Raw genomic sequence first — 15,782 nt, forward strand, 5'->3', positions numbered from 1 at the left:
AATTGATACCCCAGGTATCCTTCTACATATTCTTTAATGATTTTCAGTTTAAATTCGTCACTATATTTTGCCACAGAAAAACACCCCAAATGCTAGATTTTTACTCTAACATTTGGGGTGCAGCACCCCATGGCAAGGGGTTAAAAGATGACCCGTACTGGGCTCGAACCAGTGACCTCTACCCTGTCAAGGTAGCGCTCTCCCAACTGAGCTAACGGATCCAATCAGTATGTATAAGCAATGCATCTCTTGGACATTTATAACTATAACCGATTTTTTCATAGAAGTCAACTGTTAAATTACTTGCCGAAGAGCGTGCAAGTAGGTGACGTTCATGCTAAAATATGAAAAAAAGCATAAAGAGAGAGATGGTGACCACTGGTGGACAGTGAAAGTCGTTTTGAAACCCCTCGCTTGGTTTTGCGTAAACTTTTAGAAGGTGATGCAGAAGCGTTGTTTCCTTATTGGTCTGACGTGCGCGTGACAAGGTATATGAAAATTGACACACTCCGGACGATCGATGAAGCGCGTTCGCTGATCCGCACGATTGTTAAAGAAATGGCAGAAGGAAAAGCTTCGCGGTACGTAATCAAACTAAAGGACACGGGTCACATTATTGGCACATGCGGGTTTGAAACCTTTCAAACAGAACACCATAGTGCGAAAATTAGCTATGAACTTGGGAAACCTTATTGGGGCAAAGGCTATGCGTCCGAAGCATTGCGTTGTATTTTAGCGGATGGCTTTCGGACACGCCGTCTACATCGAGTTGAGGCTTATATCGAACCGGATAATGACCGTTCCATTCATGCTTTACATAAACTTGGATTCATGCAGGAAGGCAGGTTGCGCGGAGCGTTATATAAAAGCAACCGATACGTTGACCAACTCGTCTTTTCTCTCCTTCGGGAGGAAATGGAATAAAAAAACCGCAGCTTGTCCGCTGCGGTTTTTTTTCGCCTTCGGGAGCGGACGGCCAACCTAATTGACCTCGTACCCCTGGTCTTTGATTTCTGCCTTGATTTTGTCCTCAGCAATCGCTGTTTCATCGTAAGAAACGGCTACTTCATTTTTGTCGAGAGATACATTGACTTCTTTTACGCCGTTTAGTTCGCCAACCGCTGTTTGGATCGCTGTTACACAATGGTTGCACGACATTCCTGACACAGAAAGGGTTATTGATGCCATCCTACTCACTCCTTTTCGTTGTTCTATTAGCATACCATAATACCCCCGTTAGGTATATAGGGTACACAAAAAATCAGCTGCTTATTTTGAAAAGCGGCTGATGATATCCATTAACTCTGAAATGGCTTCGTCGCCGTCGCCCTTTTTTATTGCATCTGCCACGCAATGTTTTGAATGGTCTTCAAGCATATGCATGCTTACTTTTTTAAGTGCGGCTTGGATTGCGGAAAGTTGCACAAGGACATCGACGCAATAGCGGTCTTCTTCAATCATCTTTTGAACGCCGCGCACTTGGCCTTCAATCCGTTTTAAGCGGTTTTGCAATTTTGCTTTATCTGTTGTATGGCGATGTCTCGTCCGCTCTGTGACTTGCTCTTCCAACCTTTTCACCTCATACCCGTTTTCTTGTTAGTATACATGCCTTGAGGGCAGAAGTAAAAAGTTATCGATCCGTCTGCTCATCAATTTCAATTGTTTCAATTCGCTTTACCGTATTTGTATTGACATACGTTCCTTGGATATTAACCCAACCTGTTTGTTGTTTTGTCCATTCGCTAATTTTCAAATTGGGGTTTTCTTCAAAGCGCCACTCATCCATCGTCCCGTCAATAAAACTGAGCACGACTTTGTAAGCTGGCATACGAATCACTCCTTTTATTATCATCTTACCCGCCAGCGGCGGCCATTAATCCCCTGTATCACATTTGACAGTCAAAAATGAGTAATGTATTGTTTTCATTGACAGAGTGAAGGAGGAATCGATCGGATGGAGAGAGCAACTATTTTTTTTGATATTGACGGTACGTTGCTAGACGAAGAGAAGCGACTACCGCAATCAACAAAGCAAGCGATAGCTGCTTTAAAAGAAAAAGGACATGATGTGGCGATTGCCACAGGGCGCGCTCCTTACTTTTTTAAGGAATTGCGCGAAGAACTAGAGATCGATTCGTATATTTGCTTTAACGGTCAATACGTCGTCTTTAAAGGGGAATTGATTTACGAAAATACGCTTGATATGGACGCATTTACAGAGATGGAGCGTTATGCCTCTTCACAGGAGCACCCTCTTGTGTTTATGGGTTCAGAAAAGTTTACCTCTAATCGTGAAGACCACCCCTACGTGGTTAAAAGCATCAAGACATTGAAAATTGACTTGCCCCAATACAATCCTGATTTATATAACGAGCAACCACTCCACCAAGCGTTGCTCTTTTGTGAGGAAGGCGAAGAAAAAGACTATCAAACTCGCTTTCCAGCGCTTCGCTTCGTCCGCTGGCATCCACTGTCTGTAGATGTACTGCCTCGCGAAGGCTCAAAAGCAAATGGCATTGCCAAATTTATTGAGCGTGCAAACATAGACCTGGCTAATGTTTATGCTTTCGGCGATCAATTAAATGACCTAGAAATGCTTTCATTTGTCGAGCATGGAGTAGCAATGGGCAATGCGCCTGAAAAAGTAAAAGCGCAAGCCCGCTATGTAACAAAGCCTGTGCACGAAAACGGCATTGATTATGGCTTGAGAATGGTTGGATTACTCTAAATAGATTATGCCCATTCAAAAGGGAGAATGGGCTTTTTGTTTGCTTTGGTGGCGTCGGTTTGCAAAATAAAAAACACATCGACGATGTGTTTTTTAACAGACGCGCCTAGCAGGATTCGAACCCACAACGCGAGAACCGGAATCTCGTGTGATATCCCATTTCACCATAGGCGCCTATAAGTATTTTAACGACATGTATAAGTATACTTGATTGAGAGGGAGCTGTCAACAATCCATTTCTCCCTCTTTTTTATTATGACGACTTGGCCGCTTCTTCTCCTTCGGCGAACATTTGCTGGAAACGTTCATTAATATCTTCTTCTGTATAGCCAGCTTCGCCTAGTCGTACGCCAAAATTTTTCGCATAGAGCTGCAAGCGCTGGGACATTTTGCTGTATTTTTTTGCTTCTGTTCCCTTTGTTTCTTTAGCGCGCCCGTCAGCATTGGAAATAATATTTTCAACGACAAATAGCGCTTTCCACAATGTTGCCTCGTCCATTCCTTGGTGGATTTTGCTTAATTCATTGATCACTTCTTTGTAGAAGTCTTGGAATTCTTTAAATGAAATTTCCTCATCCATATTTAAATATTGTTGGATTCGTTCATACTGTGCTTGCACTAGAAACACCCCTTTACACTTTGCCATTATAGCATATGCACTGCCTGCTTGCCATCTTAAGTTCATATTCGCCAAGCGTCATTTGAAGCGTGGCACAACAGCAAAAATAGTGGCCTTCCCTAGTAAGGAAAGGCCATATGCACGCCATTACAGCGTACTCGCTTATGACTTCTGAATAAGCGTTTTTGCTCGATGTCTGACTATGCCAGAACGGCTTATTTGCAGTACGTGTCGACCGCCTGTTCTAGCTTCTGCACGACTTTAATTGGCTCATGTCCTTCAATTTCATGGCGCTCCACCATTGTTTGGATTTGGCCGTCTTTTAGCAATGCAAATGAAGGCGAAGATGGGCCATATCCTGTAAAGAACTCACGCGCCCGTGCCGTCGCTTCTTTATCTTGGCCAGCAAATACGGTTACAAAACGATCGGGTTGTGTTTCGTAATTTTTCATATAAGCTGCCGCTGGGCGAGCAATGCCGCCTGCGCACCCGCATACGGAATTGACCATCACGAGCGTTGTTCCTTTTTGCGATAATACCTCGTCGACTTCTTCAGCGGTTTTTAGCTCCGTATAGCCAGCGTGAACCATATCATTGCGCGCCTCTTGGACGACGTCATTCATGAAAAAATTAAACTGCTGCATGTTTCGCCCTCCTTTGTGTTCTGACCTTATTGTAAGCTGCTCGCTTTTAAATCACAAGCAATGAGTTTGCGTGATCGCGATTTTGTTGACTCAAGCGAAAGCAGGAACAGAGGCTCTGCTAGATTAATAAATCGATGTCGAATCCTCGTTCATTTGTTCTAACCGACGTTTCAGCGATGTTAAGAACCGGCCGCAAATGAGGCCGTCTAACACACGGTGGTCCAGCGACAAGCACAGGTTGACCATATGGCGAATCGCAATGACGTCGCCTTCTTCCGTTTCACGCACGACGGGGCGCTTGACAATCGATTCGACTGAAAGGATTGCTGCTTGGGGGCTGTTTACAATTGGCTGTGACAAGATTGAACCAAACGAACCTGTATTGTTGATCGTAAACGTCCCTCCTTGCATGTCGGCTCCAGTCAGTTTTCCAGTACGTGCTTTTTTCGCCAATTCATCGGCTTTTTTGGCCAACCCTTTTATTGTTAACTCATCGGCCTGATGGATAACAGGAACGTACAAAGCATCATCCGTTGCCACCGCTAAAGAGAGATTGATGTCTTTTTTGCGGACAATGGTTGTGCCGTTCCATTGGGAATTGATTTCCGGAAATTCTTTTAGCGTTTCGATGCATGCTTTCATGAAAAAGGGCAAATACGTTAGCGAAATCCCCTCTTGTTCTTTAAATGCAGCCTTTTTCTTATCACGGAGCTTGACAAGATTGGTCACGTCCACTTCAACCATTGTCCAAGCATGAGGCACTTCCGTTTTACTTCTAACCATGTTTTCAGCAATCGCTTTGCGTACACCTGCGACTGGGATTTCTTGGTCGTCGGCAGCTATTGCCTGAGAAGGTGTACTGCGAACTGGTTCCTGTTGCTTTGCCTGCGCTGGGGGTTGTTGCGGCTCCGGTTTATGGTTGCCAGCGACATAGGTTTCAACGTCTTTCCTTGTAATGCGTCCGCCTCTGCCACTTCCGGGAATGGTTGTAAGATCGAGCCCATGTTCTTGCGCCAATCGGACAACAGCTGGTGAATAACGGCTTTTTTGGCTAGGTTCCGCTTTTGTTTGCTCTTTTGTAGCGGGATTAGGCTTTTGTTCCGTTTTGATTTCTTCGTTGCTTTCCTTGGCCTCGCTGCCCCCTTCTTCTACAATGGTGCAAATGTCAGCGCCGACAGCAACCGTTTCATTTTCGTCAACAAGCAACTGTTCAATCGTACCTGTATAGGAGGAAGGAATTTCTGCGCTCACTTTATCCGTTAACACTTCAGCGATCGGCTCATACTTTTGGACAGTGTCGCCTGGTCCAACTAGCCACCTGCTGATTGTCCCTTCCGTCACGCTTTCGCCTAATTGGGGCATCGTCATTTTTGTCGCCACGGTTCTACCTCCTTAAAACTCAGCGAGTTTGCGGATCGCACGCTCCACTTTATCAGGGTTAATCATAAATTCTTTTTCTAGCGTAGGCGCATAAGGCATGGCTGGGATGTCAGGCCCGGCCAGACGCTCGATTGGCGCATCTAAATCAAATAGGCAATGTTCCGCAATAATAGCGGCTACTTCACTAAGGACACTGCCTTCTTTATTGTCTTCTGTAACAAGCAAGACTTTCCCCGTTTTGCTTGCTGCTTCTTTAATCGCTTCCTGATCAAGAGGATAAACGGTGCGCAAATCGAGAATATGCGTCGAAATTCCTTCTTTCTCTAGTCTCTCGGCTGCTTGCAAGGCGAAATGGACAGCCAATCCATAGGTTATGACCGTCACATCGTCCCCTTCCCGTTTTACGTCAGCTTTGCCAATTGGCAATGTGTACTCCTCTTCAGGCACTTCGCCTTTAATTAATCGATACGCCCGTTTATGCTCTAAAAACAATACTGGATCATCGAGTTGAATCGATGCTTTCAACAGGCCTTTGACATCGTAAGGAGTCGAAGGCATCACCACTTTCAGCCCTGGTGTACTTGAAAACAGCGCTTCAATGCTTTGCGAATGGTAAAGGGCGCCGTGAATGCCGCCACCATAAGGAGCACGAATTGTCACCGGACATGACCAATCATTGTTGGAGCGGTAACGAATTTTAGCTGCTTCAGAAATAATTTGGTTAAAGGCTGGCATAATAAAATCAGCAAACTGCATTTCCGCGACTGGACGCATGCCGTACATGGCTGCGCCAATTGCCACACCAGCGATCGCTGATTCCGCAAGGGGCGTGTCAATGACGCGTTCTTCGCCGAAGCGTTCGTATAACCCTTTCGTCGCCCGGAAAACGCCGCCGCGTTTGCCGACATCTTCCCCAAGGACGAATACCCGTTTATCTTTTTCCATTTCCTCTTCAAGCGCTCTTGTGACAGCTTCTATATAGGACATTACGGCCATTAGTTTGCCTCCTCGCTATACACATGCAAATAAGCGGTTTCTGGGGCAGCATAGGCAGCCTTTTCCGCATCATCAGTTGCTTCGTCGACGATTTGTTTTACTTCCTCTTCTAACAATTCCATTGCATGGTCATCGATTGTTCCTGACTCTAGTAAATAGGCTGCATACGTGGCAATCGGGTCTTTTTCTTTTGCTTTTGCTACTTCTTCCCGTGAGCGGTAAGCGCGGTCATCATCATCGCTTGAATGAGGTGTCAAGCGATAAGAAACGGTTTCAATCAAAGAAGGGCCTTCACCACGCCGTGCCCTGTCCGCTGCTGCTTTTACTGCTTCATATACGGCAAGAGGGTCGTTGCCGTCCACCGTTACCCCTGGCATCCCGTAGCCTACTGCCCGGTCTGCGACATGCTCGCATGCTAATTGCTTTTCAATTGGGACGCTAATGGCGTATTTGTTGTTTTCACACATGAAAATGACGGGAAGCTTATGGACGCCGGCAAAGTTGGCCCCTTCATGAAAGTCACCTTGGTTAGACGAACCTTCGCCAAACGTTGTTAATGTGACGAAATTTTTGCCCTCAAGCCTGCCTGCAAGTGAAATCCCGACCGCATGGGGGACTTGTGTGGTCACTGGAGAAGAACCCGTAACGATCCGGTTTTTCTTTTGACCGAAATGCCCTGGCATTTGCCGGCCGCCGGAACTCGGATCTTCCGCTTTCGCAAAGCCTGAAAGCATTAAATCTCTCGCTGACATGCCAAAAGCCAGCACAACGCCCATGTCTCGGTAGTATGGGAGAACGTAATCAACATCACGGTTTAGGGCAAAGGCTGCGCCGACTTGGGCAGCTTCTTGGCCTTGGCAGGAAATGACGAATGGAATTTTACCGGCCCTGTTTAAAAGCCACATCCGCTCATCAATTCGTCTTGCAAGCAACATCGTCTTATACATTTCCACTACTTCAGCATCGCTTAATCCAAGCGTTTCATGTTTTTTGTTCGTCATCTTCCCATCCCCTCTACTTATGGATTGCATGCCCATCAACTGCGAGTGCCGCTTCACCGATCGCTTCTGCTAATGTCGGGTGCGGGTGTATCGTTTCTGCTAGCTCAAAATCAGCTGCATCAAGGAATTTTGCAAGCGCCGCTTCACTAATTAAATCTGTTGCGTGCGTGCCAATGATATGGACGCCTAATAAGTCGCTTGTGTCTTTATCGGCAATCACTTTGACAAAACCGCCTGCCTCGCCATGAATAAGGGCTTTGCCGTTCATCGCAAACGGAAATGTGCCGACTTTCACAGCATGGCCTGCTTCTTTCGCCTGTATTTCTGTCATCCCCACTTGTGCAACTTCTGGGAAACTGTACACACATGAAGGAACAGCAAGTGGATCAACTGGTTCAGCCTGTTTTCCAATTATATGGGAGACAGCAACAATGCCTTCATGAGCAGCGACATGGGCAAGCTGCAAACCGCCGACACAGTCGCCAACGGCATAAATGTGTGATTCCTTTGTTTGCCCATATTCATTTACAGCAATGCAGCCATGGGCCAAGGCGATGTCCGTATTGTCAATGCCAATGTCAGAGACATTGGCGATACGGCCAATGGCGACGAGCATTTTTTCTGCTTCAAGGATATGTTCTTCTTGATTTTGGCGCACTGTCGCCTTTATGCCTGAACTCGTCGTGGCCACCGTTTGTTCGTCTAATTGGGCGTTCGTATAAAACACGACTCCTCGCGCTTTCAGCTGTTTTTCCATTTCCGCCGCTACTGCTTGGTCTGCTGTTGGCAAGATCGTTTCACTTGCTTCAACAACGGTTACGCTGACGCCAAAGTCAACAAGCATCGAAGCCCATTCAATCCCAATAACACCGCCGCCGACAATCATCATCGACGCAGGCAGCTCTTTTAGCTGCAAAACGTCGTCTGAGCTTAAAATTTGTTTTCCATCAAAGGGTGTATGCGCAAGTGGTCTTGGTACCGACCCTGTTGCCAAAATGACATTTTTGCCAATAAGCATTTGATTGTCGCCATCAGCCAAATCAACCGATATTGTGCCTGGGTTCGGCGAAAAAATCGATGGTCCGAGCATGCGCCCTCTTCCTTCGTAAACATCGATTTTCCCTTTTGTCATTAACGCCTTTACGCCTTGAGCCAAACGATCAACAATCTCTTGTTTCCGTTTTTGCGCACCCTCAAAATCAAATGCGACTGGTCCAGTTGCGACGCCAAACACGCTTGCTTCTTTGGCGGTGCGCAGCACTTCCGCGCTTCTTAGCAAGGCTTTACTTGGAATGCAACCTTTATGCAGGCATGTGCCTCCTAGCAATGCTTGTTCAACGAGCGCTGTTTTTAACCCTTCTTGGGCGGCGCGAATTGCGCTTACATAGCCGCCAATGCCGCCGCCGACAATGACAAGGTCGTAGTTTTCCGCCATTTAGCCCACCTCTTCCTGCTTACTTTTTCCTCGAAAGGATGTGATGCTCATTTTGCAAAAACGTCCCTCTTGCATAACGGACCCGCTCAATCCGCTGCTCGGCCATACGGTCAGCTGCTTGAAACGTAGGGATATTTTCCTCCTTGGCAATTTCAAACACACGGGCGACGTTATCATAAATGCCCTCGACTTTTTTAAATGCCCTGTCACGGTTATAGCCGTTTAACTCATCCGCTACATTGATGACGCCACCAGCATTAATAACGTAATCAGGAGCATATACGATCCCCATTTCTTGCAGGCGAACACCATGCTTTTCTTCTTTAAGCTGGTTGTTAGCAGCACCGGCAATGACCGATGCCTTCAACTTGGCAAGAGAATCATCGTTAATCACGCCTCCAAGGGCACATGGCGCGAAAATATCGCATTTGATGCTGTAAATTTCAGCTGGATCAACGGCGGTAGCGCCAAAATCGGCAACAGCTCTATCCACAGACGGTTTATGAATATCGGTTACAATCAGCTCAGCTCCGTCTTTATGGAGGTATTTGCAAAGATTGTAAGCAACATTGCCTACCCCTTGGACCGCTATCGTTTTCCCAGCTAAGTCCTCAGAACCAAACCCTTCTTTCGCCGCGGCTTTCATCCCCACATAAACGCCATAAGCGGTCACTGGAGAAGGATTGCCCGAAGCGCCAAATGCCGGCGAAATCCCGGTCACGTAGTCTGTTTCCTGGTGGATGATATCCATATCTTCAACGGTCGTACCCACATCCTCAGCCGTAATATAACGGCCATTAAGTCCTTGGATATAACGGCCAAACGCCCGGAACATTTCCTCGTTTTTATCTAGGCGCGAATCGCCAATGATAACGGCCTTTCCTCCGCCCAAATTCAGACCAGCGGCAGCGTTTTTATACGTCATCCCTCTGGCCAGACGGAGCACATCTTCAATCGCTTCCTCTTCCGTGTCGTAGTTCCACATTCTTGTTCCCCCTAACGCAGGCCCAAGTGTGGTGTCATGAATCGCAATGATTGCTTTTAATCCTGACGTTTTATCTTGGCACACGACTACTTGTTCGTAGTCGCGCTCTACCATCTTTGCAAATAATTCCATGTTGTTGCGCCCCCTTAACTCAAGCTATGGCTCTATTGCCGCTTGTTCCGTAAACAAACATGCAAAAGATATGCCAATCCTTTAGGCATAAAAACGCCTAACATTGGCTGCTATTTCCTGCATGTTTTTGCAGGCGTGCATATTTTTGCAGGCAAAATTATGCGAGGTTGTATTTTTCAAGCTTGTAATAGAGCGAGCGAATAGAGATCCCAAGTAGTTTCGCCGCTTCTGTCTTTACACCATCTACTTCAGCAAGCGTCCGTTGCAAATGTTCCTTCTCTTTTTCAGCTAAAAACGCCTGAAGTTGTTTTGGAGCAGCAGCATCGCTTTTTTCCCTTTTGCCTAACTGGCCAAATTCCTGGGGCAACGAGACGTCTGTTAATTCTGTTGCGCCAAGGTCCATGTAAATCATCGAACGGGCGAGGACATTTTCAAGTTCGCGAACATTCCCCGGCCAATAATACCCTTCAAAACGGGAAAGAACAAGTTTTGAAATCGACTGGATGTTATGGCCATAATCTAAATTTAACTTTCTAAGAAGATGGTCAATTAACGCAGGCAAATCACTTAGCCGCTCACGCAAGGGCGGGATGCGGATTGGCAATTTATTCAGCCGGTAATACAAATCTTCTCGAAATCGTCTTTCACGAATTGCTCCCTCTAAATCGACATTTGTTGCAGCGATGACGCGGACATGGATGGGAATTGGCTTTGTGCCACCGACCCGGACGATTTCCTGTTCTTGTAAAACACGCAGCAGTTTGGCTTGTGTATTAGGAGACATTTCTCCAATTTCGTCTAAAAAAATACTGCCATGCTCTGCTTCTTCAAACAACCCTTTCTTCCCAGACTTTAATGCTCCTGAGAAAGCACCTTGTTCATAGCCAAACAGCTCTGATTCAAGCAGCGTCTCAGTCAATGCTGCACAATTTACGCGGACAAATGGCTGCCCTTTCCGTTCGCTTTCGTTATGTATAGCATGGGCAAACAATTCTTTCCCTGTACCTGTTTCCCCTAACAGCAAAATGGGAAACGACGTTTTTGCGCCGCGCTTTGCTTGTTCGATCGCAAATGCCATTTCTTTCGAAGTGCCGACAATTTCGGAAAAGGAATAGGTCGCCTCCAGTGTTGCCAGCCGTTTTTGTGCATGCTGTAGCTGAGACGAAAGCCGATTCAATTCGGACACATCATGGATGACACCGACGCTTCCTTTCAGTTCGCCATCAACAACTACAGGGGCAACATTAACAATGACATCTTTTTTATGGGGCCCTAATTTCAATCGTGCCCCACGGACAGGTTTTTTCGTCCGCAACACTTGCATATGGATGCTTTCTCCTTCAGAAATGTCAGCTGTTGCCGGTTGACCGATTATTTGATCGCTGTCAAGCCCAGTTAGCTTCGTATAAGCAGGATTGACCATTAAGCCTGTCCCGTTCTCATCAACGACTGAAATCGCATCGTTGGATGAATTTATGATTGCTTCGAGCATCGTTTGAATGCTACGCAAGTCCGTGACTTGTTCGGCCAATTGCGTCGCTTCCGTCACATCTTTAAAAACTGCAATTGCGCCGCTGCACGCGCCGCCAAAAATGAGTGGGACACGGGTCGTAACAATAACCGTGCCATTATCAAATTCATGCAATTGATTATACTCCGGTTGTTGTGTTTCGATCACCCGCGGCAAGCCGCTCGAAGGCAATAGTGTTTGAATCGGCTTGCCAATTGCTCTGGCAAGTTCAACACCAGCCATATGTGCTGCGGCTTCATTCATAAATTGAACTTGGGCAAAGCGATTGACGACAATCATCCCATCTTGAATCGCATGAATTGCCTTTTTCATCAGCAAGTCGTCTTTAATAGCTTCCAGCACTTTTTTCCACGCCATTTGGAACGTCCATCTTTTCAAACAGAATGAATCCCAGCGCGGGTCATCGCTAATAGCTACGTCGGCTGTTTGTATCCCTTCTTGTTCATCAGGGTAACAAGGCAGTCGATGCTTTTTGGCTAGCGTTTGAATCGGGGCGTCGTTTGATATTACTGCGATTGACGTAAACAATTCTAATTGCAAAAGCACGGCTAGTAACTGTTTTGATTCATGGCCAGAGCCTACAAAAATTGCGCTGTTCACTCTATCACCCCAAAATTAGGACTTGGTCATATGCGCTGCTATTAGTTCTTTAAGTATCGTACAATTGCGCCCAGGATGCAACTAATACATGTACTTTTTTGGCAAACTCCTTTACAATAGAGAAAGAATACTCCAGAAATAAAGCGACTTTTTGAAAGTTGGGATATCATGGGTAGAGTGATCGCTTTATGCATATTGCTTATTCCGATTATCGGTGCTGGCTATGGAATCAAGCTAATGCGCGACGCCTTTTTCTTTATTCAACAACATCCTTATCCGGCCATTTGGGTTCAGTTTTTAGCAGGATTGCTCTTTTTTGCATTAGGCATGTGGTTTTTGGCCGGTTTCATTTTTCACCGTGATAAAAAACGAGGAAAAGTCACTCGTTCATTTACACGAAAAAAAGCATAGCGGGCCCGTTATGCTTTTTATTCATGCTTGTTTATTCCTAATTCGCCAATCCAGCGAAGAACGCCTATTCCACTAGGCGATCGCACCAACCGCATATAGGCCAAAAACACGGCCACGCCTAAACAAGCAAATTGCAGCGTCAAAGAATGTGTAGATATGGCCCAAATCGCCGCCAAGCTCCCGAGCAATAACGCCCCGCTTGTACCGAAACAAGCTTCACGTTCTCCCTCCAATACAAAAGCAATATAAAACACCGTGACAACGTATAATACGTCGGCAAATTGAGGCGTCTCAATGACGAAGAAGACCACAACAAGAAAACAAAAGCTGGCTTTCCATAAAAATAGTGGATATTTGTTGATCTTTTGTCCAGTGTAAGGAAGCATCAACAACAAAGCGATCGCGATGAGCCAATGCCAGAAGCTAGCAGTGCTCGTCATCTGCCAAGCGAACAACATAGCAGCTAAAACTCCAATGAGAATAAGCGGATCATTCCAAGCGAAAACGTTTCTCGTGACATCGGTGCTCCTGCGCCAATCAAAATAAAAACCAATTGCCCAAACAAGCGTGGCGTACGCTAACGGCAAATAAGAAAAAAAGGCAACCGATCCCGCAAATTGGCCGCATAAAGCTGCATAGCTGTATAATATAAAAGCCCCTAGGCTAAATGGCATTTTCCTTTTGCCACCGTTCTCTGATAATGCCCATCCAGCATCAGTAAAGCCGACATTAAGAGCAATGGAAATGAGCGGCAGCAATAAAAACAATGTAATCATCTAGGATCGACACGCTTTAACGGACGAACTTCTCCAACACACAACCATTGATTGCCCGATAAAACAGCTGGGCCTGCCTGTGTCCTGAATAAGTTCTTTCTAGTTGTCCTTCCCGACAAAGGAGGAAAGAACATTTTCCTTCTTGTAAGTGCCATAGCCACCACCTCTTGTTTAGTATGGGCCCATTGTTTCTTTTTACGCAAAAAAACCAAGACACTTTGACGTAAGCGCTTGGTTTCTTGCCTATTCGAGTTTCAGCTGACCTTATGTTCAATCCGGAGCTTGTCAGCGACCATTGCAATAAATTCAGAGTTGGTTGGTTTTGCTTTTGACTGGCTCACTGTATAGCCAAATAAATTTGAAATGGAGTCAATGTTTCCTCTGCTCCAGGCGACTTCAATTGCATGACGAATTGCCCGTTCGACCCGGCTCGCCGTCGTGTTGAATTTCTTTGCGATGTCCGGATAAAGCACTTTTGTGATCGAGCCGAGAAGTTCAATGTCTTTATAAACCATCGTAATTGCTTCGCGCAAATACATATACCCTTTTATATGCGCTGGGACGCCAATTTCATGAATGATACTTGTAATGCTCGCATCCAAGTTGACTTGCCTGTCTTCTGGGCGCGGAGCAGTATGAAAAGCTAAAGAGGATGTTCTTGTACGCTTCGCTTTTTTGCTGCCGCCTATCTCTCTGATCTTCTCCATTAACGCATCCATATCAAACGGTTTTAATACATAATAGGAAGCGCCAAAATCGACGGCTCTTTTCGTTACATCTTCCTGGCCAAAAGCTGTCAACATGATAATTTGTGGCTTTTTCTCTCGTTGACTTAATCGTTCCAGCACAGCAAGCCCATCCAAATGGGGCATAATGATGTCAAGCAGTAGCACATCTGGCATTTTTTCTTCTACAACCGTTAAACATTCTTGCCCGTTAAAGGCTGTTCCGATTACTTCCATATCTGGTTGAGCACCTACATATTCACTCAATAAATGGACTAATTCGCGGTTATCATCTGCAATGCAGACTGTTACGTTGCTCATCTCGTTTTCCCCCAATTCCTTTTGGTGTATGTAATCGATTCGACAAGGATGGCTGCAATCCTTTAAATAATTTAAAATAGACCGTATTCTCCTAAAATCCCATTTGTTCGACATAAATTGTCCAGTTCCATTGTATCAAAGAATGGCGCACAAAAAATAGGAATAAAAGGATTTTACACGAAAGAAGCTAAAACGAGTGATTAACTCGCTTTAGCTTCAAGCAATCCTGTGTGGATGCCGGCTTCTTCAAGCATCCAACCAATATGGCAGCCATAACCGCTTGTTGGGTCATTGACAAATACATGCGTCACTGCACCAATCAATTTGCCATCTTGTATAATCGGGCTACCGCTCATCCCTTGGACGATGCCGCCTGTCTCTTGCAACAATTTTTTATCAGTCACTTTAATGACCATTCCTTTTGTGGCAGGCCCATTTTGGGCAACGCTGCTGACTATTTCAACGTCAAACTGTTCGACTTCTTCACCTTCGAGAACGGTTAGGATTTTCGCAGGCCCTTCTTTCACTTCATCCGCTGTTGTAATCGCCATCGGTTCGTCATACAAGCCATTTTTCATATTCGCTTTTTGGTCCAGTTGCCCAAATACGCCAAAAGAACTGTTTTTGCTAATGGAGCCAAGAATGTCTTGGTCTTTCGCAATGCTTGCCAACTTTTCACCAGGTTCCCCATGTAGCCCTTTTGAAATCGATGTTACAGAAGAGCGCATGATTTGCCCATCGTGAACAGAAATCGGCTTACGAGTGTCTACATCAGAAATAACATGGCCAAGCGCCCCATATTTCATGCTCTGTGGTTCATAAAAGGTCATTGTACCAACACCCGCTGCAGAATCACGAATGTAGAGGCCTAAACGGTACAAATGGTCGCCTTTTGCTCTTTCTGGTTTTAGAACCGTTTTGATTGGTTTTTCATTGCGAAGTACTTCTATTGTCAGTTCCTTGTTTGCTTCCCCAGCATCTTGAACAAGCTTAGCCACTTCATTCATTGAGTGCATTTTGATGCCGTTGATTTTTGTGATCCGGTCGCCAACTTCAATTCCAGCAAATTCCCCAGGTGATTTTTGTCCCTTTGCCGTTTCAATCAAATGGTGGCCAACGACTAAGACGCCTTCCGTATTCAATTTGACGCCAATCGACTGACCGCCAGGAATGACTTTTATGCTAGGTAAAACAGAAACGTCAATCGCTTTGACTGGCCAAGGACCAGCTTTAACAAGAACTTCTTCGCTGCCAGGCGATTTGCCATGCAAATAAGTGCGGTTATCTCGTTCCTTAATAACAACATGGCCTTTAGCAGTTGTGTCGGCCATTTCAATAACAGCATTGCTTCCTTCAAATATGGTCAGGTCAACAGGCGTATTGACAAATTGTCTTACTTGTGGTGAAAAACCTAGCCCTACCACACATAAAAAAAGCAAGACGCCAATTACATATCGTACACCCTCTTTTCTCAAACGTTTCACTCCTCGCTCCCAAC

The 15,782-nt window shown here is 45.6% G+C and carries 17 protein-coding genes and 2 tRNA genes; 3 read left to right on the forward strand and 16 right to left on the reverse strand.

Annotated elements, in window-relative coordinates:
- Nucleotides 1-148: 148 nt before the first annotated feature.
- A tRNA-Val gene (locus N6H06_RS16065) sits at nucleotides 149-221 on the reverse strand.
- A 160-nt stretch (nucleotides 222-381) separates the two neighbouring features.
- Here N6H06_RS16065 and N6H06_RS16070 point away from each other — a divergent pair.
- Nucleotides 382-924 (forward strand): GNAT family N-acetyltransferase, encoded by a 543-nt coding sequence (locus tag N6H06_RS16070; protein ID WP_035201637.1) that lies wholly within the window; start codon nucleotides 382-384, stop codon nucleotides 922-924.
- Nucleotides 925-981: 57 nt separating this feature from the next.
- Here the strand turns inward: N6H06_RS16070 and copZ are convergent, their stop codons facing one another.
- From copZ to N6H06_RS16085, 3 genes are all read right to left on the reverse strand, one after another.
- A complete protein-coding gene (copZ, locus tag N6H06_RS16075) occupies nucleotides 982-1,188 on the reverse strand; it encodes a copper chaperone CopZ (RefSeq protein WP_263707525.1) in 207 nt (68 codons plus the stop codon).
- Between the two features lie 81 nt (nucleotides 1,189-1,269).
- Complete coding sequence (locus N6H06_RS16080; protein ID WP_062749312.1) at nucleotides 1,270-1,569, reverse strand: metal-sensing transcriptional repressor; 300 nt, start codon at nucleotides 1,567-1,569, stop codon at nucleotides 1,270-1,272.
- A 61-nt stretch (nucleotides 1,570-1,630) separates the two neighbouring features.
- Nucleotides 1,631-1,828, reverse strand: a complete 198-nt coding sequence (locus tag N6H06_RS16085) for a hypothetical protein (protein ID WP_263707526.1) — start codon at nucleotides 1,826-1,828, stop codon at nucleotides 1,631-1,633.
- 126 nt (nucleotides 1,829-1,954) lie between these two features.
- Between N6H06_RS16085 and N6H06_RS16090 the strand changes: the two genes are divergently transcribed.
- Nucleotides 1,955-2,728 carry a Cof-type HAD-IIB family hydrolase gene (locus N6H06_RS16090; protein ID WP_263707527.1) on the forward strand — a complete coding sequence of 258 codons (774 nt, stop codon included), beginning with the start codon at nucleotides 1,955-1,957 and terminating at the stop codon, nucleotides 2,726-2,728.
- Nucleotides 2,729-2,829: 101 nt separating this feature from the next.
- Here the strand turns inward: N6H06_RS16090 and N6H06_RS16095 are convergent.
- The 9 genes from N6H06_RS16095 to N6H06_RS16135 form a co-directional block, all read right to left on the reverse strand.
- Nucleotides 2,830-2,902 (reverse strand) — tRNA-Arg (locus N6H06_RS16095).
- Between the two features lie 79 nt (nucleotides 2,903-2,981).
- Nucleotides 2,982-3,347, reverse strand: a complete 366-nt coding sequence (locus tag N6H06_RS16100; RefSeq protein WP_062749318.1) for a hypothetical protein — start codon at nucleotides 3,345-3,347, stop codon at nucleotides 2,982-2,984.
- 215 nt (nucleotides 3,348-3,562) lie between these two features.
- Nucleotides 3,563-3,991, reverse strand: coding sequence for a BrxA/BrxB family bacilliredoxin (locus N6H06_RS16105; RefSeq protein WP_263707528.1), 429 nt, complete (start codon nucleotides 3,989-3,991; stop codon nucleotides 3,563-3,565).
- A gap of 123 nt (nucleotides 3,992-4,114) precedes the next feature.
- Nucleotides 4,115-5,359 carry a dihydrolipoamide acetyltransferase family protein gene (locus N6H06_RS16110; RefSeq protein ID WP_263707628.1) on the reverse strand — a complete coding sequence of 415 codons (1,245 nt, stop codon included), beginning with the start codon at nucleotides 5,357-5,359 and terminating at the stop codon, nucleotides 4,115-4,117.
- 24 nt (nucleotides 5,360-5,383) lie between these two features.
- Nucleotides 5,384-6,367, reverse strand: a complete 984-nt coding sequence (locus tag N6H06_RS16115) for an alpha-ketoacid dehydrogenase subunit beta (RefSeq protein ID WP_062749322.1) — start codon at nucleotides 6,365-6,367, stop codon at nucleotides 5,384-5,386.
- Entirely contained in the window at nucleotides 6,367-7,368 is a 1,002-nt protein-coding gene (locus N6H06_RS16120; protein WP_263707529.1) for a thiamine pyrophosphate-dependent dehydrogenase E1 component subunit alpha, read from the reverse strand. The genes N6H06_RS16115 and N6H06_RS16120 overlap by 1 nt, the downstream gene beginning before the upstream one ends.
- Before the next feature lie 13 nt (nucleotides 7,369-7,381).
- On the reverse strand, nucleotides 7,382-8,803 hold the full coding sequence (lpdA, locus tag N6H06_RS16125) for a dihydrolipoyl dehydrogenase (RefSeq protein WP_062749325.1): 1,422 nt from the start codon (nucleotides 8,801-8,803) through the stop codon (nucleotides 7,382-7,384).
- Nucleotides 8,804-8,822: 19 nt separating this feature from the next.
- Nucleotides 8,823-9,920, reverse strand: a complete 1,098-nt coding sequence (locus N6H06_RS16130) for a Glu/Leu/Phe/Val family dehydrogenase (protein WP_062749327.1) — start codon at nucleotides 9,918-9,920, stop codon at nucleotides 8,823-8,825.
- Nucleotides 9,921-10,077: 157 nt separating this feature from the next.
- Nucleotides 10,078-12,051, reverse strand: a complete 1,974-nt coding sequence (locus N6H06_RS16135) for a sigma-54 interaction domain-containing protein (RefSeq protein WP_263707530.1) — start codon at nucleotides 12,049-12,051, stop codon at nucleotides 10,078-10,080.
- Between the two features lie 168 nt (nucleotides 12,052-12,219).
- On the opposite strand from N6H06_RS16135, the gene N6H06_RS16140 reads away from it, so the two are divergent.
- Entirely contained in the window at nucleotides 12,220-12,462 is a 243-nt protein-coding gene (locus N6H06_RS16140) for a DUF2627 domain-containing protein (RefSeq protein ID WP_062749331.1), read from the forward strand.
- Between the two features lie 17 nt (nucleotides 12,463-12,479).
- Here N6H06_RS16140 and N6H06_RS16145 read toward each other — a convergent pair whose 3' ends face one another.
- The 3 genes from N6H06_RS16145 to spoIVB all read right to left on the reverse strand — a co-directional run bounded on the left by N6H06_RS16145 (nucleotide 12,480) and on the right by spoIVB (nucleotide 15,759).
- A complete protein-coding gene (locus N6H06_RS16145; protein ID WP_062749333.1) occupies nucleotides 12,480-13,238 on the reverse strand; it encodes a hypothetical protein in 759 nt (252 codons plus the stop codon).
- A gap of 254 nt (nucleotides 13,239-13,492) precedes the next feature.
- Complete coding sequence (spo0A, locus tag N6H06_RS16150) at nucleotides 13,493-14,284, reverse strand: sporulation transcription factor Spo0A (protein WP_062749335.1); 792 nt, start codon at nucleotides 14,282-14,284, stop codon at nucleotides 13,493-13,495.
- A 200-nt stretch (nucleotides 14,285-14,484) separates the two neighbouring features.
- Nucleotides 14,485-15,759, reverse strand: coding sequence for a SpoIVB peptidase (gene spoIVB / locus N6H06_RS16155; RefSeq protein WP_062749920.1), 1,275 nt, complete (start codon nucleotides 15,757-15,759; stop codon nucleotides 14,485-14,487).
- Nucleotides 15,760-15,782 lie beyond the last annotated feature (23 nt).

The organism is Shouchella tritolerans, assembly GCF_025770735.1.
Lineage (GTDB): Bacteria > Bacillota > Bacilli > Bacillales > Bacillaceae_D > Shouchella > Shouchella tritolerans.